Genomic DNA, 20733 nt, shown 5'->3' on the forward strand with positions numbered 1-20733 from the left:
GACCTCAGCGTCTCGCACCGGGAACCAGCCGGTACAGCAACCACGGCCGCAACGGGAATTCCGGTGCGTAGATGCGCGCGATCAGCCCGCGTGGACGTCGGTTGACCGGGTCGAGCACCAACACACGATCGCGATGCAGTTCCTCCGGGCGCAGTGTGGCGGCCCACATCTGCTCCCATTCAGGTGCGTTGCCGCAGCTGTCGATGATTTCGGCTATCCGTTTGTCGTCGGCGAGCCCCGGCGCCAGCACCCGGAATGCGTTGACCAGTAGCCGTGCCTCACCGGCCCATTCGGGCAGTACGGTTTTCGCGACCGGATTCAGGAACATCCATTCCAGGATGTTGGTTCCGGCGTCGACGCCGGGAAACCAGCGTTGATACGCGGAATTGGCGGCGACGATATCGAAGGTCGGCAGCAATTGGAAACAGGCCGGATGGGTCAGGCTGTGCAGATCGGCCAGGTCGTCGGGCGTCGGACTGTCCGGTACCGCGCCGAGCCCGGCGGGCAGGAAATCGGGGCGGGTCAGGCTGCTGATATGCCCGCGCAACCACACCGGAACCTGCAAGGCGTCGAAAAGCTGCGACAGGGTGTCCGAACCGGGTTGGCGGGCGCCGCTTTCCACCTCCTCGGCCACTACCCGTGAAATCCGGGCCCGGGCGGCCAGTTCGGCGCAGGTCATCCCCAGTGAATTCCGGCGTTCCCGAACGTATTCACCGATTGTGTAGCGCCTTTCGCCCATGTTCCCTCACCGATTCGCCTGAAACCACGAAAATCCGGCCCGGCCGACCATGCTGGAATACGGTCGACCGCGCCGGATGTCTACATTGCGCATACCCCGGTACCGAGAAGGCAAACGATAGGCGCCGATCCCCACCCCGGCGATTGCCTACAGCGAGTCGTCGCTCATTCGTTACCCTCGCCTTCGAATTCATTGGTGCGGAAGGCAATCGGTATCGCGGCCGAGTATCGCATATGCGGCCGGGCGCGGAAGAAGCGGCCGACGCCGAGCCGACCGCCGTCGTGATGGATCAGCGGCGGGCGTATGCCGCGGGCACGCGCACTACAGCGGCGTGCGCATCAGGATGACGTTGTACTGGTTGTGCACGGTGAGCAGGAAGTACAGGTCACTGCCGGTTTGGTACGGGTAGATCATCGGGGCGTAGGCGGTGGGCAGCGCCGCGGCTTCGATGAGGGTGCGTGGCGGGCTCCACGGGCCCTCGGGCGCGGGTGCGGTGCGCAGCACCACGGAATTGGCCGGGTCGGTGGTGAGCATGACGAATTGGCCGAGATGGTCGCTCCACCGCACCGACAGTTCGGCGACACCGCCCACGATCGGGGCGGCGGCCTTGGCGTCGTTCGGTTTCCAGCCTTTGCCGTCCCAGTATTCGTAGGCGTCGAGGTTGGCGATATCGGGTTCTCGGACGCGTGAGATGTATCCGGCGTGGTCGCGTCCGGCCGGAGTTCCGTATTTGTAGACGTAGCCGCCGCTGTTGACGAAGGCGTTCTGCTGGAAGCGTTCGAAACCGTCCACATTCGCCCGGCGGGTGGTGGGCAGCTGGGCCCAGGTCTGGCCGCCGTCACCGGAGACGGCGAGGGTGGAGAAGTTCGTCTCCCACTTACCGTGATCGCCCCAGTGCCGCACCGACATCATGCTCATGTACTGCACACCGCCGACGGAGGTGCCCGCGGTGGGGATGAGGCTGATCTCGATACCGGGGATCTTCGGGCTCGGCAGCGGATTCGGGACCACGCTGTCGAAGATGATGCCCTTCGACGGGTCGGTGGAGTGGCTGCGGAACAGCACATTGCTGGTCCAGGCCCACACACTGCCCGCGAGCAGATTCGGCACGCCGAGCCCGGCGCTGTCGCCGAAGGCGGTGATCATGCCGCCGCGACCGTCGTCCCACATGATGCCCAGATCGGTACCGAGCACATTGGCGTTCTGTGTCTGATTCGGGCTGTCCATTCCGGTGACCTGGAAGACCGCCTGTGTTGGCCCCGCCAGCGCGGGCAGCCCACGCGGTTGACCGTTGAGGCCCGGAATCGGATTGACGTTGTTCGGATCGGCAATGGCCGGTCCGGCGAGAACCATCGAACACACCGCACCCACCGCCCCGGCGCGAGCAAGCGCAGCCAACGATCGGTTCAGCATCACGTTTCCTCCTGGCGGTTCTACCGGTTCCGAGCGCTAGCAGAACCCTATCCGGGACGGCGGACACCTGCCACGCGGAGCCTCCTGCCCGACACGTAAAAGAGCGGCCCGGAAATCCCGGACCGCTCTCTTACTTTGCTTTGTGCCTGACTTGCCGGCTCAGAAGGCGGCTTCGTCCAGTTCCATGATGTCGTTGTCCAGGTTGGCCAGCACCGCGCGGGTGGAGGTCAGCTCCGGCAGGACGTTGCGGGCGAAGAACTGCGCGACCGCGACCTTGCCGGTGTAGAAGGACTGGTCGGCGCCGGTGACGCCTTCGTCCAGCTTGGCGCCCGCGACCTCGGCGTGGCGCAGCAGCTGCCAGCCGATGAGCAGATCGCCGACGGCGAGCAGGAAGCGCACCGAACCGAGGCCGACCTTGTACAGCTCCGACGGCTGCTCCTGGGCGCCCATCAGGTGTCCGGTCAGCGTGGCGGCCATGGCCTGCACATCCTCGAGCGCGGTGGCCAGCAGCTTGCGCTCGGCCTTCAGGCGGCCGTTGCCCGCCTCCGAGTCGATGAACTTCTGGATCTGACCGGCCACGTGCGCCAGGGCGACGCCGCGGTCGCGGGCGATCTTGCGGAAGAAGAAGTCCTGCGCCTGGATGGCGGTGGTGCCCTCGTAGAGCGAGTCGATCTTGGCGTCGCGGATGTACTGCTCGATCGGGTAGTCCTGGAGGAAGCCGGAGCCGCCGAAGGTCTGCAACGATTCGGTCAGGTACTGGTAGGCACGCTCGGAACCGACACCCTTGACGATCGGCAGCAGCAGATCGTTGACGCGGAAGGCGGTGTCCTTGTCGGCGCCCGACACCAGGTTGGCGATGTCGTCGTTCTGGTGCGCCGCGGTGTAGAGGTAGATGGCGCGCAGACCCTCGGCGTAGGCCTTCTGGAGGGCCAGTGAGCGACGCACGTCCGGGTGATGGGTGATGGTGACGCGCGGTGCGGTCTTATCGGTCATCTGGGTCAGGTCGGCGCCCTGCACCCGCTGCTTGGCGTAGTCGAGCGCGTTCAGGTAACCGGTGGACAGGGTGGCGATGGCCTTGGTGCCCACCATCATGCGCGCGTTCTCGATAACGTCGAACATCTGCGCGATGCCGTTGTGCACCTCGCCGACCAGCCAGCCCTTGGCGGGCACACCGTGGCCGCCGAAGGTGACCTCACAGGTGGCCGAGACCTTGATGCCCATCTTGTGCTCGACGTTGGTGACGAAGACACCGTTGCGGTCGCCGAGGGTTTCGGTCTCGAAGTCGAAGTGCCACTTCGGCACGTAGAACAGCGACAGGCCCTTGGTGCCAGGTCCTGCGCCCTCGGGGCGGGCCAGCACCAGGTGCATGATGTTCTCGAACAGGTCGTCGGAGTCACCGGAGGTGATGAAGCGCTTGACGCCCTCGATGTGCCAGGAGCCGTCCTCCTGCTTGACGGCCTTGGTGCGGCCCGCGCCGACGTCGGAGCCCGCGTCGGGCTCGGTCAGCACCATGGTGGCGCCCCAGTTGCGCTCGGCGATGATCTGAGCCCACTTCTTCTGCTCATCGGTGCCGTTGTTGTAGAAGACCTGCGCGAAGCCAGCGCCCGCCGCGTACATCTGCGCGGGCGGGTTGGCGCCGAGGATCATCTCGCCGAGGGCCCAGCCGACGACGCTCGGGGCGCCGAGGCCGCCCAGCTCCTCGCGGACGGGAACCTTGGACCAACCGGCGTCCTCGAGGGCGCGGTAGGACTTCTTGAACGATTCGGGGAGGGTGACGGTGTGGGTCTCCGGGTCGAAGACGGGCGGGTTGCGGTCGCCGTCGACGAAGGAGTCGGCCAGCGGGCCTTCGGCAAGGCGCCGGACCTCGTTGAGCATTTCCTTCACGGTGTCGGTGTCCAGATCACCGTAGGCGCCGTTGTCCAGCAGCGAACCGATGCCGAGGACCTCGAAGAGGTTGAACTCCAGGTCCCGGACGTTGCTCTTGTAGTGGCCCATGTCTGCTACTCACTCTCCATCGAGTTGGTGCGGTCGGTTGTTTGCCGTTCCCGCCCGTTGTCGCCTCCGGGTAGCCATACCGGTTTTCCGCATGCTACTCGCGGGTAACTTATGCGCCATATTACCGGCCGGTAAGGCGGTCGCAAAGACGAACCCCGCCAATGTGACGCGATGAACACGCCACCGACCTCGGGCCGGATGCTGGCAGCTGACCTGGGGTTACTGTGAGGTGTGCGGATCGAGACGAGTGCCGGGCCCGCCGAGGTGCAGCTGCGACGCCCGCGCGGGGCCGAGTTCCTCCTCCTGCTCACTCACGGTGCCGGTGGTGGCGTGGATACCAAAGACATTATCGCTGTTGGTGATTCGGCTATCGCCAATGGTGGAGCGGTGGGGCTGGTGGTGCAGCCGTATCGGGTAGCCGGTGGGCGGGCGCCCGGCTCGGCGACCAAACAGGACGCTGCCTGGCTCGAGATCGTCGACGCGGTGCGTCGGCGCGTTGGTCGGAAACTGCCGCTGATCCAGGGTGGACGCAGCAACGGGGCGCGGGTGGCGTGCCGCACCGCCGTCGAGGTCGGTGCGCGCGGGGTGATCGCGCTGTCGTTTCCGCTGCATCCGCCGGGTAAACCGGAGAAATCCCGCCGGGACGAGCTGCTGGCCCCCGGTGATATCGAGGTGGTCGTGATCAATGGCGGCAGCGATCCGTTCGGTATCCCCGACCCCGCCGACGCCGCCGAGGTATGCGTCATCCCAGGTCAGCCCCATTCGTTCCGGACCGGCTTCGAGACGATCGCGGAGACGGTGACGCCGTGGTTCGCGCGCTGGAGTAGTTAGCGCCGACACCGGGGGCGCGAACGCTGGTCGCGCCGACGGTCGGTTGCGGCCGCGCTGATCAGGCCGGTTGTTCGGCGCCGGGTGCCAGATCGGCGCGGGTGGCGATGACGAGGGCGTCGATGGCATCGCGGCCCTCGGTCGGCCGATGGATCCGGTCGGCGCCGCGGATCCTGATCTCGGACAGGCCCGCCAGATCGGCGACGATGTCGTCGGGTGTGAACAGGATCCGCGGGTCCTGTGGGCCGCCGTAACCATCGGTGAGATTGGTGCTGTCGTGGCCGAGGACCAGCAGGGTGGCGCCGGGGCTCAGTAGCTCGGCCGCCTGCCGCACCAGCGGACCGCGCTGGGCGGCAGGCAGATGTAGGAACACCATCAGGACCAGTTCGAACGGCCCGGTGATCTCGGCGCTGCCGAAATCGGTGAGATCGGTGCACTGCCAGGTCAGCCGGTCCCGCACCGAACGCGACAGACGGGTCGCGACCGTCCGGCCCTTATCGATGCCGACCTGCGAGAAATCGACCGCGTGCACCCGCCAGCCATGGGTCGCCAGCCACAGCGCGTTGCGCCCCTCACCGCAGGCCAGATCCAGCGCGCGCGGCAGGTCGGGGACCGTGCCGTCCGCGTCCGGATATCGCGGCGTCACCCGATCCAGGCCGAACACATGCTCCACGACGGTGCTGTTCGGCGGTGCGCCCCACACCAATTCACCCTGCGCGTACCGCGCATCCCAATCGGCCGCGTCCATACGACCACCTTATTGGTCGGACGCGACTCCAGGTGTTCGCTTCGCAGCCGGTCGCGCAGCCCGGCTTGCGGGGACCTGTCCGCTCACAGGACCCGGCCACGCTCGACCGACCTTGCCCGCTCATCCGCTCTGTCCATAGGGACATCCGGTTGGCGGCGGCTCTCCATGGTCGCAGCAACCTCGCCCGGTTCGCGGCGAGTCGAGGCGTCCGACCCGCCCGGCATCAGTGCAGCGTCATCGCTCGACCGCGGTCGGGCTCCTCGCCGGTCAGGCGTCGAACTCCGGGAGCCAATCGACCGGCGTCGTTTCCCGGATATGGATCAGGACGTCGAAGGCGGCGGCCAAGGATTCGACCGAGGTGAACGCTTCGGCGTCCTCGGCCGGGTCGTAGATGCCGCTGATGGTGCGGAGCTTCGCCGGTGCGCGCCGCCAGCGGTCGACGGCTTCGGGCACGTCGTCGCGGAGGTCGACGATGAAGGCGGGCAGGTCGACCGCGCCCAAGGCCGCGTCCACCAGGTCGGGGGCCGGGGCGGGCGCGATCGCGGCGCCGAGATCGCCGTGGTGGAAACCGATGGCGACCGAGACGTACCGTGCGCCGAACTCGTTCCTGAGATGGAAGCCCGCGCCGCGGAACCGCACCGGATCGGTCACCCCGAGGTTCGCGTCGGCAGCGGCGGTGTGGCCGATGCCGTCCCAGTAGACGATCTTCGCGCCCGTGCGCCGATGCCGCTCGACGATGGTCGTGGCCGAGCTGCGCTCATCCCTGCCGAAACCGCCCTGTCCGGCGACGCTGTTCTCATGGAACGCGACGATCATCCGCATCCGTTCGGTCACGTCGTCCGGCGTGTCGGACAGCTGATTCAGCACGACCATGGCGTCGCGGGCATGGTCGGCGAACGGCCGTCCGGGGTGAATGCCCTGATGACGCTGCACATGCTCATCGACCCGGTGCGCCGTGCGGATCGGCGTGAGATGGGATTCCAGCTGCTCCAACGCCTCCGGGGCATGACGGCGGACATGCTCGATGACCACGTCGTAGTCGGAGTCCTCGGCGGCGGGCGGGTTCACGCCGAACACCGCGACCGGATCCTCGGGGTGCTCTGCGTTGAAGTCGCGGATCCACTCGAGCGTGGCCACCATTTCGGCGGTCCGCCACGGCCGCCAGGCGTCGGTCAGCGCCGTCGCCGGATCGCCGGTGCCGGTGCGGACGTAATCGTCGAGCCGCGCACCGGAGCGCGCACCGTCCTGGATGGCGAGGGCGCGGAAGCCGTGCTCGCGCACCAGGGCGCGGAACAGGCGTTCGCGCACGCCGTAGGTCTGCCGGGAAAAGCGGGTGGATTCGCCGAGCCCGACCACGGTCGCCTCGGCGAGGTGCTCGGTCAATCGCGCGATATCGGCGGCATCGGCGTCGGATTCGGTCCGTACCGGCTGTGCGCGCGCCCGCAGCCACTCGTGCACGTCGGTGGTGCGGCTGGTCTGGATGTTCGCAGTCATGAGGTCCTCCCGTGTCGATCCCGTGTACTGAACCGACCCTCTTACATCAACCATTGTTGAGGTCAAGTCCAGGTGTGGATTCGGGTGGAGGCCCCGAAAACGCCGATGCCCGCGCACAATCGCGCGGGCATCGGTTGGGCGATCGAACGGATCTACAACTGCGTCCGCATCAACACCACGTTGTACTGGCTGTGCACGGTGGTAAGGAAGTACAGATCGCGTCCGGTCTGGTACGGGAAGATCGCCGGAGCGTAGGCGGTGGGCAGTTCGCGGGTGTCGATCAGCACTTCCGGTGCGCTCCACGGGCCGACCGGCGAGGACGCGCGGCGCATGACCACCGAGTTCCACGGATCGGTGGTGAGCGAGATGAACTGGCCGAGATAGGCGTTGTACATCACCGACAGTTCGCCGACACCGTGCATGATCGGGGCCGCCTTGTTGACATCGCGGTTCCAGCCGCCGCCGTCCCAGTACTCATAGGCGCCGAGATTCTGGATATCGGGTTCGCGCACCCGCGAGATGTAGGCGGCATTGTCGCGTCCGGACGGTGTGCCGTACACGTAGACGAATCCGCCGTCCTTCAGGAAGGCATTCATCTGGAAGTTGGCATTGCCACCTTCGTTCGGGCGCCGGGTGGCGGTGAGATCGGCCCAGGTCTCGCCATTGTCGGCGGAGGCGGCCAGGCCGGAGAAATTGGTCGTCCACTCGCCGGGGGCGTCCCAGGTCTTCACCGACATCGTGCTCATGTACTGCACGCCGCCGACCGAGATGCCCGCCGTCGGGATGCGGCTGATCTCCAGGAACGGGATCTTCGGGCTCGGAATCAGATCGCGCGCCTGGCCGAAGACGTCGCGGACCACACTGTCGAAGAAGATGCCATTGGCCGGATCGGTGGTGTGGCTGCGCACCAGAATATTGCTGCGCCAAGCCCACATACTGCCCGCTAGCAGGTTCGGGAAGCCGAGACCTGCCGTATCGCCGAACGCGGTGAGCATCTCGCCGTGCCCGTTGTCCCACATGATGCCGAGGTCGGTGCCGAGCACGTTGTAGTTCTGGGTGACATTCGGGCTGGCCATGCCGGTCACCTGGAAGACGGCCTTGGTGCGTCCGGGCAGATTGGGCAGGCCGTTGGTGCCGTTGAGCACCGGGATCGGGTTGATGGCGTTTGGGTTTGCCGTGGCCGGGGTAGTCGCGGTGAGAAGCAGGGCCGAGGCGCCCGCGATCGCGGTCATCAGAATGGACGCGGTTCTGCTCACGTGTCGAGCCTCCGGGGTCGCGCCGAAACGGGCCTCGATCCACGGCATGCACGTGTGTGTCGTGCGCCACATTTCGGCTGGCTGGCAAATCGTCGGAAATGCTAGCAGTGAAATCCCGGAAATTGGGGGGTTGCGTCCGCGACCGGCCGATCCTCCAAATCTATTCCGGTGTTTTTCCACCCGATCCCAATGCGCGCCGCACGATCAGCGGCAACTGTGCGGCACGTTCGAGCGCGAACGCGCGGCGCGGCGGGGCGTGCCAGGCGCGGTCGACGAGTCGCTTCGCGGTGGCGACGGCCCGTGGCGGCCGGGCCGCGATGCGATCGGCGAGCTTCCCAGCGTCGGCCATCGGATCGGCGCTCACCTCGGTGATCAGACCGATGCGATCGGCGTAGGCGGCGTCGACGGTATCGGCGGTCATGGCGAGCAGCAGCGCCTGGTCGGCGCCGACGAGCTTGGCAAGCGTCGCCGTACCGGTCATATCCGGGATCAGGCCGTGTTCGACCTCCATCACCGAATATTCGGACTCGGGCGTGCCGAAACGGACGTCGGCGGCGAGGGCGAGTTGCAGTCCGCCGCCGTAGCAGCGGCCGTGCACGACCGCGATCACCGGGACCGGCAGCCTGCGCCACACCCAGCATGCTTCTTGAAAGGTGTTGGTGCCGCGCCACGGCCGTGGAATGAAGTTGCGCACGATGGCGAGCGGATCGCCGGTGGCTCCGGCGATATCGAGACCGCTGCTGAAGCTGGGGCCGTTGCCGGACAGGATGACCGCCCGCACATCGCGATGGTCGGCCACGGTGTGCGCGGCCTCGATCAGCCCGTGCAGCATCTCGACGGTCAGCCCGTTGTGTTTGTCCGGCCGGTCCAGCGTGACGTAGGCGCGGTCGCCGTCGAATCGCACCGCGATATATGAACCCATGACCCACATCTTACTCATCGGTAAGATTGGCGGCGGCGGTGTGAACCGCGCGACGGGTGGGCGGTCCGCTGAGTGGAAGTGCTGCCCGAAGTCGGGTCGCGCGGCGCCGGGCTCACCTAGTGTCGATGCCGGTGGTCGTCACCGGACCCGATCGCGACGGCCACGTGCTGCTCATCGAGAGGACATCCCATGACCGATCTGGTGCTGATCGAACGGCGTGACGCGATCACCGTGCTGACCGTGAACCGCCCCGAGGCCCGCAATGCCATCGACCTGGCGACCGCGCAGGCGATCGAAGCGGCCGTCGACGCGTTCGAAGCCGATGTGGCAGCCAGGGTGCTCGTACTCACCGGTGCGGGCGGCACATTCAGCGCCGGCATGGATCTGGTCGCCGCCTCGCGCGGCGAGATGCCGATGACCCCGCATCGCGGCCCACTGGGGATCGCGGCGAAACCTCCGGCGAAGCCGATGATCGCGGCCGTCGAGGGATTCGCGCTGGCGGGCGGATTCGAGTTGGCGCTCTCGGGTGATCTGATCGTCGCCGCCCGCGACGCCCAGTTCGGAATTCCCGAGGTCAAGCGCGGTCTGGTGGCCGCGGGCGGCGGTGTGCTCCGGCTGACCCAGCGCCTGCCGCGCAGTACCGCCGCCGAACTGGCGCTCACCGGCGGCCGGATCAGCGCCGAACGGCTCTATCAACTCGGCCTGGTCAACCGGGTCACCGAACCCGGCGGCGCACTCGATACCGCCCTCGAACTCGCCGCCGAGATCGCGGCCGCGGCACCGCTGGCGGTCGCCGCGAGCAAACGCATCATCGACGAATCGCCCGACTGGAGCGCCGCCGAAGCCTTCGCCAAACAGGGTGAGGTCGCACTGCCAGCGCTGTTCTCCAAGGACGCCGCCGAGGGCGCGCTGGCCTTCGCACAGAAACGCGAGCCGCAGTGGCAGGGGCGCTGACCCACTAACCTCGGGACCGGCCGTCGCCTCGCAGGGGGAGGCGGCGGCCGCTACTCGTCGGGCTGGGCCGCCGTTGGGCCGGTCGTCGGCATCGGTCGGGCTGTGGTTGTCGGGCAGGCCGTGATCGTGGGCGTATGAGAGGCGGTCGGGAGCACCGGATCTGCCACCTGCGTGCCGTGGTCGACAAAACCCCGACTACCGGAGCTGATCCAGCAGCACCTGGGCGCAACTCACGGGGTCGTCGTAGAACGGCGTGTGGCCGCTGCCGGACAAAGTGACGTGCTGTGCGCCGGGGAGGACGGCTCTGGCGCGGCGGGCCTGGGTGGCGTAGGTCAGCAGGATGTCGCGGTTGCCCCAGGCGATGGTGACCGGGATGTCGGTCAAGGCGGTGGGGTCGGGGAGGCGGAAGTCGGTGAAGGAGGCGAGGGCGTCGTCGAAGCCGGGAGCGTCGATGGCGCCGAGTGCGGTGGCGATGGCGATATCGGTGTCCAGCGCCCATGGCTTGCCGACCACCAGGCTCAGGAAAGCGGTGCGGCCCGCGGTGGTGTCGAGCACCTTCGGCAGGGTCGAGCGCAGCAGTCCGCCGATGGCCTTCGACTTGCCCAGCGACTGCTGACACCAGATCCGGCCCGCGGTATCCCAGAAGCCGATCGGCGAGTACGCGGTGACCGAGCGGGCGAGCCCACGTGCGCCGAGTTCGAGTGAGATCCCGCCGCCCATCGAATTGCCCGCGAGATGGGGGCGTTCGATGCCCTCGGCGGCAAGGAAATCGGCGAGCGCATCGGCGAGCGTGGCGACGGTGGTGCGCGGTAGCGGCTCCGATTCGCCGAAACCGGGCAGATCCACCGCGATGACCTCGAAAGATTCGGCGAGCGTCGGGACGATCGGCTCCCAGACCTGCCTGCGGCTGCCGACCCCGTGCACGAGGACCAAGGGTTCGCCCGCGCCGTATCGGTCATGGCGCAGTGCGGTCGACGATCGGTCGTTGCCCGGCGTCGTCATGGTCGAACTCCGATCGTGTCGTCGTGCCTGTTCACGCGGGTACTCGGCAGGCATCGCCGCGGCGTCGGGTGCTGCCGGTGGCCCTCGCAGTGCGAAAGCGCAGGTGCTCAGGCCGATCACATTAACAGCAGGCGACTGCTGTCAGTTGCGGATCAGGGCTGGCGCTGCATGCGGGCAATATCGGCCGGATCTATCGCGGCTGGCTGGCCGAACGAGTGGACGAGGCCGATCCGGAGACTATGGATCGCCTCGACACCGCCTTGCGCGCCGCCATGGATCTCTGAGATCCGCCGCGCGACGGTCGGTGGCCGAACGCTGTGCGATGCACGGAATCCGGCCTTCGGGTTGCGGACCTCACCCCGCTGCGACTACACACGGTGCGTGGATTCGGCCGCGTCGGCGGTGCGGGCCATCGAACCGGCGCCCGCCGCCGATTCGGCAATACCACCTGAGAGAGGAATTCGGTGCGGATCAAGCTCATTGCCACGGCGCTCATCGCCCTGCCGCTGCTGACGGCGTGCGGCGGCAGCGATGCCGAGGCCGCCTCCGTCACGGAGGCAGATCTGTCCAAGTCCATGCAGGACAAGGGCATGCAGGACAAGGCGCTCGCCGATTGCGTGGCGAAGGTCTTTGTCGCCGAGGGCATCTCCCAGGACGGGCTGCGCACGCTGCTCAGCGGCGAACACGATCCGCAGTCCCCGGACGCGGAGAACTTCGGGATGAGCCAGGAAGACGCCGACAAGACCCGCGCGGCGCAGGCGAAGATCGTCACCGAATGCACGAATCTGCCGAGCTGACCGGCTGATCGGGGCGGATCAGATCGCGATGACGATCTCGATCCGCCACGTGGTGACCATAGTCCTCGGCACCGGCAACGCTCGCACGCGTTTCGATCGCGCTGCGTATAACCGGTGCTCAGGGCGGCGGGCTCGGCGATCGTTGGCGGATGACATCCACCGCCGCGACTTCTATTTCCGATGCTGAGCTGGACGCTACCTTCGGGCCTGTATTCGACCGGATCGCCGCGGGCGCGGTCGAGCGGGAGATCGACCGCAGACTGCCGCACGAGGAGATCGGCTGGTTGAAGGCGGCCGGTTTCGGCGCGCTGCGGGCCCCGGTCGAGGCCGGTGGTTTCGGCGTGACGGTCCGGCAGCTGTTCCGGCTGCTCATCGACCTGGCCGCCGCCGAATCCAATCTGCCGCAGGCGCTGCGGGTGCATTTCTCGTTCGTCGAGGATCAGTTGCTCGCCGAACCCGGTCCGACCCGTGACGCCTGGTTGCGTGCAGTCGGTGCGGGCACGCTGGTCGGCAATGCCATCACCGAACCCGGTGTGGGTGCGGTGGACCACTACCGCACCGCGCTGACCCGTGACGGCGACCGCTGGCTGCTCAACGGCGTGAAGTACTACAGCACCGGTTCGCTCTACGCCGATCACATCCTGGTGGCCGCCGATCGTGACGGTGAGCGGGTCGGCGTGCTCGTCGACGCCGAGGCCGAAGGGGTGCGCCAGCACGACGATTGGGACGGTTTCGGGCAGCGGTTGACCGCGAGCGGCACCACGGAGTTCACCGATGTCGTGGTGACCGATGAACGCATCCTCGGGCCGGGCTACGGGGTGGCAGGTCCCACCTACTCGACCTCCTATCTGCAACTCGTCCAGCTGGCGGTGCTCGCGGGTATCGCGCAGCGAGCTGAGCTCGACGCCCGCGCCTGGGTCACCGAACGCACCCGCACCTACACCCATGCCGCCGCCGATCTGCCGCGTGAGGATCCACTGGTACAGCAGGTGATCGGTAAGCTCTCGGCGGCCGCGTTCGGGGCGCGGGCGAGTGTGCTCGCGGTGGCGGATGTGCTCGACGACGTGCTGGCGGCGGGTGCCACCGATGAAAAGGCATTGGCGGCAGCGGAATTGGCGGCCGCGCAGGCGCAGCTCGGCATCATCGACACGGTGCTCACCGCGACCACCCAACTGTTCGAGGTGGGTGGCGCGTCGGTGGTGTCGGAGCGGCTGCGACTGGATCGGCACTGGCGCAATGCCCGCACCATCTCGGTGCACAATCCCGCGATCTTCAAGGCCCGCGCGATCGGTGATCATCTGCTCAACGGCACCGACCTGCCGTTCGCGTGGAGTGCTGGCGCCCGCAGCGGCGGGGCGGTGGCGCGATGAGCAGACGGATCAGGTTCAACGCTTTCGATATGAATTGCGTCGCCCATCAGTCCCCCGGGCTGTGGCGGCATCCCGAGGATCAATCGCACCGCTACAAGGATCTGTCCTACTGGATCGAGCTGGCGAAACTGTTGGAGCGTGGACGTTTCGACGGCATCTTCATCGCCGATGTGCTCGGCACCTACGACGTCTACGGCGGTGACGACACCGCCGCCCTGCGCCAGGGCGCGCAGATCCCGGTGGCCGATCCGCTCCTGCTGGTGTCGGCGATGGCCGCGGCCACCGAACATCTCGGTTTCGGTATCACCACGGGCACCGGTTTCGAGCATCCATATCCCTTCGCGCGCCGGTTGTCCACCCTCGACCACCTCACCCGAGGCAGGCTCGGTTGGAATGTGGTCACCGGCTATCTGCCCTCGGCCGCAAGGAATTTCGGCGCGACCGATCAGCTCGACCACGATGAGCGCTACAACCAGGCCGACGAATACCTCGAGGTGCTGTACAAGCTGTGGGAGGGCTCCTGGGAAGACGATGCGGTGGTCCGCGATCGTGAGCGCGGCATCTACGTCGACCCGGCCAAGGTGCACCACATCGGTCACCGGGGCGAGCATTACACGGTTCCCGGTGTGCATCTGTCGGAGCCGTCACCGCAGCGCACACCTGTCATCTATCAAGCGGGCGCCTCACCGCGGGGAGTGCGGTTCGCGGCGGAGAACGCCGAAGCGATCTTCATCGCTGGTCCGTCGAAAAAGGTGCTCGCGCAGACGGTATCGCGTATCCGAGATGCTCTCGAAGCCGCTGGTCGGGATCGATACGCGGCGCGCGTGTACGCCTTGGCCACCATCATCACCGATGCGACCGACGCTGCCGCACAGCGCAAGCACGAGGAGTACCTGTCCTACGCGAGCGTCGAAGGCGGGCTGGTGTTCATGTCGGGCTGGATGGGGATCGACCTGTCCGGCTACGACCTGGACGACCCGATCGGCGAAGTCCAGAGCAATGCCATCCAATCCGCCGTTGCCGCATTCCAGGAATTCGATGACGACGGCCGCGAATGGACCGTCCGCGATATCGGCCGATGGGCCGGAATCGGGGGTATGGGGCCGGTCTTCGTTGGTTCCGGAGAAACCGTCGCCGACCGTCTACAGGAATGGGTCGTCGATACCGACCTGGACGGATTCAACCTCGCTTACGCGATTACTCCCGGAACATTCGAAGATATTGTGCAGCACGTGGTTCCGGTGCTGACCGAACGTGGCGTCTACGCGACCGAGTATCAGCAGGGAACCTTGCGCAACGCCCTCTTCGGCGCGGGCGACCGCCTCCCCGACGAGCACCGTGGGGCCAGGTACCGCCTCGGCGGTTCGGGGTCGACCGCGCTGCCGGACGAGGTTGTTCGGCGGGTCGCCGACTTCTCCGGCGTGCAGGCGGGATAGTCGGGCTGCCGGTGCCGATGGCGACTCGGCGTCTGTCCGGCGAGACACGCTCAGAGGGTCGCGAGGAAGATCCCGGCGATGGCCTCCAGCCCGAGGCGGTCGATGGTGTCGAACCGTTCGGGCCGGGGGCTGTCGAGATCGAGGACCCCGATCAGCTCCGCGCCGCGGACCAGCGGGACGACGATCTCCGAGCGGGTGTCGGCATCGCAGGCGATATGGCCGGGGAAGGCGTGGACGTCGGGGACGAGCTGGGTTTCACCCGTGGAAGCCGCTGTCCCGCAGACGCCCTTGCCGAGCGCGATTCGGACACAGGCGGGTCTGCCCTGGAATGATCCGACGACCAATTCGTGTCCGTCGAAGAAGTAGAAACCGGCCCAGTTGAGGTCGGACAGGGTGTGGAACAGCAGTGCCGACAGGTTCGCGGCATTGGCGATCCGATCGGATTCGCCCGCGACCAGCGCCTTCGCCTGTTCGGCGAGCTGGCGGTACTGCTCGGTGCGGTCTCCGCTCAGTTCGGTGACGGTGAACGACATGCCGCCATGATATTCGCCCGCGTCATACCGTCTCCCTATTGATTCTGCGTGATCGCAATACTGCCGGGTTGCTCTCGGCAGCAGCAGGATTCACTCATGACAACGCAGAATTCCGTTCCCCGTTCCACCCGTTCGGCCGCGGTGATCGGCGCCGGCCAAACCGGCGTCACTGCGGCATTGGGCCTGCTCGACGCGGGCTTCGACGTCACTATCTACAGCGACCGCGATCAGCGCGCGCTACGCGACGACGTGCCTGCCACCGGTACCGCACTCGAGTTCGGCGAGACCCAGCAGGCCGAGGCCGCACTCGGCCTGGACAGCTACACCGGGCGTGCGCCACGGCACACCGGCCTCAGCGCGCGCATCGTCGGCCCCGAGCGGGCCGAACTCATCGCCTTCGACGGACAGTTCGACGGCTATGTCGGCGTCGCCGTCGACACCAGGCTCAAGGCCGATGAGCGGCTCACCACCTTCCGGGAGCGTGGCGGCGCGTTCCTCGTCGAGCAGGTCACGCCCGAAAGCCTCGACAGCATCGCCGCAGCCAACGACCTCACCCTCGTCGCGACCGGTAAGGGCGGACTGTCGGAGCTGTTCGCCGTCGACGCCGTGCGCAGTGTCTACGACAAGCCGCAGCGGTCGCTGCTCACCGTCACCGTCACCGGGCTCGGCCACGACCAGGGCGTCTTCGCGCATCGTGGCTCGGGCGGCGGCGCGCACAGCGGTTTCTCCATCATCGCCGAGCAGGGTGAGGGCTGGTGGGGCCCGTACCTGCACAAGGACGCCGGGCCGAGCTGGGCGTTCCTCGGTTGGGCGCGTCCGGGCAGCGAATGGGAAACGCGTTTCGCGGCAGCCGATTCCGCCGACTCCGCGCTCGCCATCGTCAAGGACCTGTACCGGGATTTCGCCGACTGGGATCTGCCGGAGGTGCTCGCCACCGAGGTTATTGCCGAGGACCCGCATTCCTGGTTGAAGGGCGCGGTGCGTCCGGTGGTCCGGGCCGGTGTCGGACATACCGCCAACGGACATGTGGTGGCCGCGCTCGGTGATACCGCGGTGGCCTACGACCCGATCGCCGGGCAGGGCGCGCAGAGCGGGTTGATCCAGGCGCAGCGGTTGGTCGCCGCGGCCACCGTGCACGACGGTCCGTTCGACGCGGCGTGGTTGCAGGCGCAGTACGACACCTTCCTCGCCGCACGCAGCGATGCCGCGAACAAGGTGACCAGGCTGTTCCTCGGCGATCCCGCCCTCGGCGAGGTGGCGGATCCGTTCTTCGCCGCCGCGGCGGTGGATCCGCGCTTCGCCTCGGCGCTGGTCGGGCTGCTGCATCGGCCGCAGCCGTTCCTCGGTATCGATTCCGCGGCCGACGCCGCCGCCTACATCACCCAGGTCACCGGGGTAGACGCCGGTGAGCTGCTCGGGCGTTTCGCACCGGCGGGCCGGTTCGAGCGGTCGACGTTCGCGCCAGCGCTCGCGGTGAGCTGAGCGCGATCCGATCGGACAGATTCAAACCCTCGTCTCGTCGTAGGCGCGGTGCTGGAGTGGATGGTGCGCCGGGCGTCCACTCCAGCACCGGTCCCGGCGACCCGACGCACTCGACCCTGGAGCAGCTATGACCACCGAGAAGATCGCCGACCAGATCCGGTTCGCCTACTGGGTGCCCAATGTGAGCGGCGGCCTGGTGACCAGCGATATCGAACAGCGCACCGGCTGGGATTTCGACTACAACAAGAAACTCGCGCAGACCGCCGAGAACAACGGTTTCGATTACGCGTTGTCGCAGGTGCGCTACACCGCTTCCTATGGCGCCGAATTCCAGCACGAGTCGACCTCGTTCAGCTTGGCCCTGCTCGGCGCCACTGAACGGCTCAAGGTGATCGCGGCAGTGCATCCAGGGCTCTGGCATCCCGCGGTGCTGGCGAAGTTCGGGGCGACCGCCGACCACTTGTCCAATGGGCGGTTCGCCATCAATGTCGTCTCGGGATGGTTCGCCGGTGAGTTCACCGCGCTCGGTGAGCCGTGGCTCGAACACGATGAAAGGTACCGGCGCAGCGGCGAATTCCTCGAGGTCATCCGCAAGATCTGGACCGAGGACAATGTCGACTACGGCGGTGACTTCTACCGCATCCGTGATTTCACCCTGAAGCCGAAACCGCTCAACACTCCAGAACGTCCGAATCCCGAACTGTTCCAAGGCGGTAACTCCACCGCCGCGCGCCGCAATGGCGGTCGCTACGCCGACTGGTACTTCTCCAACGGTAAGGATTTCGACGGCGTCACCGAACAACTCGACGATCTGCGCGCGGTCGCCAGACAGCACGAGCGTGAAGTGAAGTTCGGGCTCAACGGATTCATCATCGCCCGCGATACCGAGAAGGAAGCCCGCGATACCCTGCGCGAAATCATCGATAAGGCGAATAAGCCAGCGGTCGAGGGATTCCGGGACGCCGTCCAGCAGGCGGGGCCATCCACCCGCGACGGCAAGGGCATGTGGGCCGACTCCACCTTCGATGATCTCGTGCAATACAACGACGGGTTCCGCACCAAGCTGATCGGTACACCGGAGCAGGTGGCAGAACGGATCGTCGCCTACCGTGATCTCGGCGTGGACCTGATCCTCGGTGGATTCCTGCACTTCCAGGAGGAGATCGAATACTTCGGGGCGAAGGTGCTGCCATTGGTGCGGGAGCTGGAGGCGGCCCGGCAGCCCGTCGCCGCCGGGCAATGACCGCCGTCGCCGCCGACCGCATCACCACCGCCGCGCACGCCCGCACGGTGGCGACGCGGTTGGCGGCAGAATTCGCGACCGGCGCCGCCGCCCGCGACCGGGATCGTGAATTGCCTTATGCGCAGGTGGATCAGCTGGCGGCGTCAGGACTGCTTACCATCACCGTGCCCGCAGAATTCGGCGGTGCGGAGCTGGCGCCGAGTGCGGTGGCCGAGGTGGTGCGCATTCTTGCGACCGCCGATCCGAATATCGCGCAGATCCCGCACAGCCATTTCGTATACCTGAATCTGCTGCGCCTGGCCGGATCACCGCAGCAGCGTGGCCGGTATTTCGGATCGGTGCTCGGGGGCGCCCGCATCGCCAACGCGCAATCGGAACGAACCGGCGCGACCGTGGCCGAGATTTCGACCACCCTGCGCCCCTCGGGCTCCGGCTTCCGTATCGACGGCACCAAGTTCTATTGCACCGGATCGCTTTTCGCCGACATCTTCGCGGTACTCACCAGGCTCGACGACCCCGACGGCCTGACCGGTCTGCCGCCGGGGGAGTACGTGGCGTTTCTGCCCGCGGGCACCGAGGGCGTGCGCGTCATCGACGACTGGCAGGGCATCGGCCAACGCACCACCGGCAGCGGCACCGTCGAATTCGATGGTGTGCTGGTCACGGGTGATCAGCTGGTCGCGCGCGCGGCGGCGGTCGGTGCGCCGAGGGGATACGGAGCGTTCGCGCAATTGCTGCACGCTGCGATCGATACCGGTATCGCACGCGGAGCGCTCGACGCGGCAACGGAATTCGTGCGCACCACATCCCGTCCATGGTTCGAAGCGAACGTGGATCGTGCGGTGGACGATCCATTGCTGATCCAGCGTTTCGGGGAACTGGCGGTCGCGGTGCGCACGGCAGAGGCAACGCTGGTGGCTGCCGGTGCGGCCGTGGACGCCGCAACCAGCGGGGTTCGGCATGATGCCGAAGCGATCTATCGGCCATATGACGCAGCCAGAGCGGTATCGCCGAACGATGCCGGGCCGAACGGCCCCAGGAGCCCCGAGCGGCATGGTGCCGGGTTCGCGGGGCCGCGTGATACATGGCCTGCCGGAGTACGGCGCGATGTCGAGGCCGCCGCCGCTCTGCCGCATGACGCCGCGACCCGGCTGGTGCGCGATGTCGAGGGTGCGAGGCTCCAGCGCAGTGCGGGACCGGCCGACTCGCCGCATGACGCCACGGCGTCGCACGATCGGCAGCCGCTCGCTGCCGAGGCGTCCATCGCGGTCGCCACGGCCAAGGTCGTCGCTGATCGCGCCGCGAACGAGGTCTCCGCTGCCCTGTTCGAGGTCGGCGGAACTCGTAGCGCCGCAGCCGAAGCCAATCTGCATCACTTCTGGCGCAATGCCCGCACGCATACCCTGCACGACCCGATCCGCTGGAAGTTCCAGCACATCGGGCGTTCGGTACTGCACGACACCGCGCCGCCGCTGCACGGCGTGATCTGAGAACGAGTGAGGAGACGAAAGTGACAGTGACGGTTGTCGTCGGCAATCCGAAACCGGCCTCACGCACCCTGACCGCGGCCACCCGGCTCGCCGAAGCGTTGCGCCCGGACGCGGCGCCCACGGTGGTGGATCTGGTGTCGTTCGGGCCGGGCCTGCTGTCCTGGGGCGACGCACAGGTCGCCGAAGCGGTGCGCACGGTCGCCGGATCCGAACTGGTGGTGTTCGCCAGCCCCACCTTCAAGGCCACTTACACCGGGCTGCTGAAGCTGTTCCTCGAACAGTTCGACGGCGGCACCGGACTATCGGGGGTGCTCGCGGTGCCGCTGATGCTCGGCGCGGGCCCGGCGCACGCGCTGGCCCCGGATCTGTTGCTCAAACCGGTCCTGGTGGAACTCGGTGCCACGACAGCACTGCCGGGGCTGTACCTGTCGGATCGAACCTTCCTCGAAGACGGCGTCATCGAGGAGTACAGCCTGCGCTGGCGGCCGGTGGTCCGGGCGTTGGCCGCCGAGGCCGGAGTGTCGAATCATGGATGAACTGTTCTCCTCACCCGCCGACGGCGCGGGTCTGCGTCGCGCGTTCGCGAACTTCCCCAGCGGTGTGGTCGCGGTCTGCGCCAAGGTCGACGGTGTGCCGCACGGTTTGGCGGTGGCGACGTTCGTGCCCGTGTCGCTGGACCCGCCGCTCGTATCGTTCTGCGTGCAGAACACCTCCTCCACTTGGCCACGCCTGACCTCCGCCGACCGGCTGGGGCTGAGCCTGCTCGGCACCGAACAGCAGGATGCCGCCCGCGCCCTCGGCAGCCGGTCCGCCGACCGCTTCCAAGGACTGGACCTGCATCACGGCTCCGGCGACGCGGTCTTCATCGACGGTGCGTCGGCGTGGATCGAAGGCACCGTGCAGGCGCAGGTTCCGGCCGGTGATCATCAGGTCGTCATCCTCGGTATCGACCGCCTCGCCACCCATCCCCACCGCGAACCGCTCATCTTCCACGGGTCCCGTTTCCGGCTGCTCCGCGCGGGCTGAACGGT

The 20733-nt window shown here is 67.3% G+C and carries 19 protein-coding genes; 10 read left to right on the top strand and 9 right to left on the bottom strand.

The window, feature by feature from the left end; translation table 11 throughout:
• Positions 1-4 precede the first annotated feature (4 nt).
• The 3 genes from QH168_RS07880 to QH168_RS07890 all read right to left on the bottom strand — a co-directional run bounded on the left by QH168_RS07880 (position 5) and on the right by QH168_RS07890 (position 4147).
• Complete coding sequence (locus QH168_RS07880; protein ID WP_280233854.1) at positions 5-739, bottom strand: helix-turn-helix domain-containing protein; 735 nt, start codon at positions 737-739, stop codon at positions 5-7.
• Between the two features lie 321 nt (positions 740-1060).
• Positions 1061-2152: a DUF4185 domain-containing protein gene (locus QH168_RS07885; RefSeq protein ID WP_280233855.1), complete on the bottom strand. Its 1092-nt coding sequence runs from the start codon at positions 2150-2152 to the stop codon at positions 1061-1063.
• Between the two features lie 159 nt (positions 2153-2311).
• A complete protein-coding gene (locus QH168_RS07890) occupies positions 2312-4147 on the bottom strand; it encodes an acyl-CoA dehydrogenase (protein ID WP_280233856.1) in 1836 nt (611 codons plus the stop codon).
• A 231-nt stretch (positions 4148-4378) separates the two neighbouring features.
• Between QH168_RS07890 and QH168_RS07895 the strand changes: the two genes are divergently transcribed.
• A complete protein-coding gene (locus tag QH168_RS07895; protein WP_280233857.1) occupies positions 4379-4978 on the top strand; it encodes an alpha/beta hydrolase family protein in 600 nt (199 codons plus the stop codon).
• 58 nt (positions 4979-5036) lie between these two features.
• Here QH168_RS07895 and QH168_RS07900 read toward each other — a convergent pair whose 3' ends face one another.
• The 4 genes from QH168_RS07900 to QH168_RS07915 all read right to left on the bottom strand — a co-directional run bounded on the left by QH168_RS07900 (position 5037) and on the right by QH168_RS07915 (position 9395).
• Positions 5037-5723 carry a class I SAM-dependent methyltransferase gene (locus QH168_RS07900; RefSeq protein WP_280233858.1) on the bottom strand — a complete coding sequence of 229 codons (687 nt, stop codon included), beginning with the start codon at positions 5721-5723 and terminating at the stop codon, positions 5037-5039.
• 267 nt (positions 5724-5990) lie between these two features.
• On the bottom strand, positions 5991-7217 hold the full coding sequence (locus QH168_RS07905) for an erythromycin esterase family protein (protein ID WP_280233859.1): 1227 nt from the start codon (positions 7215-7217) through the stop codon (positions 5991-5993).
• A gap of 152 nt (positions 7218-7369) precedes the next feature.
• A complete protein-coding gene (locus QH168_RS07910) occupies positions 7370-8473 on the bottom strand; it encodes a DUF4185 domain-containing protein (RefSeq protein ID WP_280233860.1) in 1104 nt (367 codons plus the stop codon).
• A 160-nt stretch (positions 8474-8633) separates the two neighbouring features.
• Positions 8634-9395: a crotonase/enoyl-CoA hydratase family protein gene (locus tag QH168_RS07915; protein WP_280233861.1), complete on the bottom strand. Its 762-nt coding sequence runs from the start codon at positions 9393-9395 to the stop codon at positions 8634-8636.
• Between the two features lie 189 nt (positions 9396-9584).
• Here QH168_RS07915 and QH168_RS07920 point away from each other — a divergent pair, with 189 nt between their 5' ends.
• Positions 9585-10349 (top strand): crotonase/enoyl-CoA hydratase family protein, encoded by a 765-nt coding sequence (locus QH168_RS07920; RefSeq protein WP_280233862.1) that lies wholly within the window; start codon positions 9585-9587, stop codon positions 10347-10349.
• A 195-nt stretch (positions 10350-10544) separates the two neighbouring features.
• Here QH168_RS07920 and QH168_RS07925 read toward each other — a convergent pair whose 3' ends face one another.
• Positions 10545-11351: an alpha/beta fold hydrolase gene (locus QH168_RS07925; RefSeq protein ID WP_280233863.1), complete on the bottom strand. Its 807-nt coding sequence runs from the start codon at positions 11349-11351 to the stop codon at positions 10545-10547.
• A gap of 464 nt (positions 11352-11815) precedes the next feature.
• On the opposite strand from QH168_RS07925, the gene QH168_RS07930 reads away from it, so the two are divergent.
• The 3 genes from QH168_RS07930 to QH168_RS07940 all read left to right on the top strand — a co-directional run bounded on the left by QH168_RS07930 (position 11816) and on the right by QH168_RS07940 (position 14954).
• Positions 11816-12148 carry a hypothetical protein gene (locus tag QH168_RS07930; RefSeq protein ID WP_280233864.1) on the top strand — a complete coding sequence of 111 codons (333 nt, stop codon included), beginning with the start codon at positions 11816-11818 and terminating at the stop codon, positions 12146-12148.
• 149 nt (positions 12149-12297) lie between these two features.
• Positions 12298-13518: an acyl-CoA dehydrogenase family protein gene (locus tag QH168_RS07935; protein ID WP_280233865.1), complete on the top strand. Its 1221-nt coding sequence runs from the start codon at positions 12298-12300 to the stop codon at positions 13516-13518.
• Positions 13515-14954, top strand: a complete 1440-nt coding sequence (locus tag QH168_RS07940; protein WP_280233867.1) for an LLM class flavin-dependent oxidoreductase — start codon at positions 13515-13517, stop codon at positions 14952-14954. Before QH168_RS07935 ends, QH168_RS07940 begins: the two co-directional genes overlap by 4 nt.
• 50 nt (positions 14955-15004) lie before the next feature.
• Here the strand turns inward: QH168_RS07940 and QH168_RS07945 are convergent, their stop codons facing one another.
• Complete coding sequence (locus QH168_RS07945; RefSeq protein WP_280233868.1) at positions 15005-15487, bottom strand: GAF domain-containing protein; 483 nt, start codon at positions 15485-15487, stop codon at positions 15005-15007.
• Between the two features lie 96 nt (positions 15488-15583).
• On the opposite strand from QH168_RS07945, the gene QH168_RS07950 reads away from it, so the two are divergent.
• From QH168_RS07950 to QH168_RS07970, 5 genes are all read left to right on the top strand, one after another.
• Positions 15584-16969: a styrene monooxygenase/indole monooxygenase family protein gene (locus QH168_RS07950; protein WP_280233869.1), complete on the top strand. Its 1386-nt coding sequence runs from the start codon at positions 15584-15586 to the stop codon at positions 16967-16969.
• A gap of 127 nt (positions 16970-17096) precedes the next feature.
• Complete coding sequence (sfnG, locus tag QH168_RS07955) at positions 17097-18212, top strand: dimethylsulfone monooxygenase SfnG (protein WP_280233870.1); 1116 nt, start codon at positions 17097-17099, stop codon at positions 18210-18212.
• Positions 18209-19702, top strand: coding sequence for an acyl-CoA dehydrogenase family protein (locus tag QH168_RS07960; protein ID WP_280233871.1), 1494 nt, complete (start codon positions 18209-18211; stop codon positions 19700-19702). The genes sfnG and QH168_RS07960 overlap by 4 nt, the downstream gene beginning before the upstream one ends.
• A gap of 20 nt (positions 19703-19722) precedes the next feature.
• Entirely contained in the window at positions 19723-20238 is a 516-nt protein-coding gene (locus QH168_RS07965) for an NADPH-dependent FMN reductase (protein ID WP_280233872.1), read from the top strand.
• Positions 20231-20728 (top strand): flavin reductase family protein, encoded by a 498-nt coding sequence (locus QH168_RS07970; RefSeq protein ID WP_280233873.1) that lies wholly within the window; start codon positions 20231-20233, stop codon positions 20726-20728. The genes QH168_RS07965 and QH168_RS07970 overlap by 8 nt, the downstream gene beginning before the upstream one ends.
• Positions 20729-20733 lie beyond the last annotated feature (5 nt).

Origin of the sequence: Nocardia cyriacigeorgica (genome assembly GCF_029868385.1) — a bacterium.
GTDB lineage: Bacteria > Actinomycetota > Actinomycetes > Mycobacteriales > Mycobacteriaceae > Nocardia > Nocardia cyriacigeorgica_F.

What these genes read in the sequence shown, in the direction of transcription:
- QH168_RS07880 (WP_280233854.1), bottom strand. Translation starts at nt 739, where the DNA reads ATGGGCGAAAGGCGCTACACAATCGGTGAATACGTTCGGGAACGCCGG.
- QH168_RS07885 (WP_280233855.1), bottom strand. Translation starts at nt 2,152, where the DNA reads ATGCTGAACCGATCGTTGGCTGCGCTTGCTCGCGCCGGGGCGGTGGGT.
- QH168_RS07890 (WP_280233856.1), bottom strand. Translation starts at nt 4,147, where the DNA reads ATGGGCCACTACAAGAGCAACGTCCGGGACCTGGAGTTCAACCTCTTC.
- QH168_RS07900 (WP_280233858.1), bottom strand. Translation starts at nt 5,723, where the DNA reads ATGGACGCGGCCGATTGGGATGCGCGGTACGCGCAGGGTGAATTGGTG.
- QH168_RS07905 (WP_280233859.1), bottom strand. Translation starts at nt 7,217, where the DNA reads ATGACTGCGAACATCCAGACCAGCCGCACCACCGACGTGCACGAGTGG.
- QH168_RS07915 (WP_280233861.1), bottom strand. Translation starts at nt 9,395, where the DNA reads ATGGGTTCATATATCGCGGTGCGATTCGACGGCGACCGCGCCTACGTC.
- QH168_RS07920 (WP_280233862.1), top strand. Translation starts at nt 9,585, where the DNA reads ATGACCGATCTGGTGCTGATCGAACGGCGTGACGCGATCACCGTGCTG.
- QH168_RS07925 (WP_280233863.1), bottom strand. Translation starts at nt 11,351, where the DNA reads ATGACGACGCCGGGCAACGACCGATCGTCGACCGCACTGCGCCATGAC.
- QH168_RS07935 (WP_280233865.1), top strand. Translation starts at nt 12,298, where the DNA reads ATGACATCCACCGCCGCGACTTCTATTTCCGATGCTGAGCTGGACGCT.
- QH168_RS07940 (WP_280233867.1), top strand. Translation starts at nt 13,515, where the DNA reads ATGAGCAGACGGATCAGGTTCAACGCTTTCGATATGAATTGCGTCGCC.
- QH168_RS07945 (WP_280233868.1), bottom strand. Translation starts at nt 15,487, where the DNA reads ATGTCGTTCACCGTCACCGAACTGAGCGGAGACCGCACCGAGCAGTAC.
- QH168_RS07950 (WP_280233869.1), top strand. Translation starts at nt 15,584, where the DNA reads ATGACAACGCAGAATTCCGTTCCCCGTTCCACCCGTTCGGCCGCGGTG.
- sfnG (WP_280233870.1), top strand. Translation starts at nt 17,097, where the DNA reads ATGACCACCGAGAAGATCGCCGACCAGATCCGGTTCGCCTACTGGGTG.
- QH168_RS07960 (WP_280233871.1), top strand. Translation starts at nt 18,209, where the DNA reads ATGACCGCCGTCGCCGCCGACCGCATCACCACCGCCGCGCACGCCCGC.
- QH168_RS07970 (WP_280233873.1), top strand. Translation starts at nt 20,231, where the DNA reads ATGGATGAACTGTTCTCCTCACCCGCCGACGGCGCGGGTCTGCGTCGC.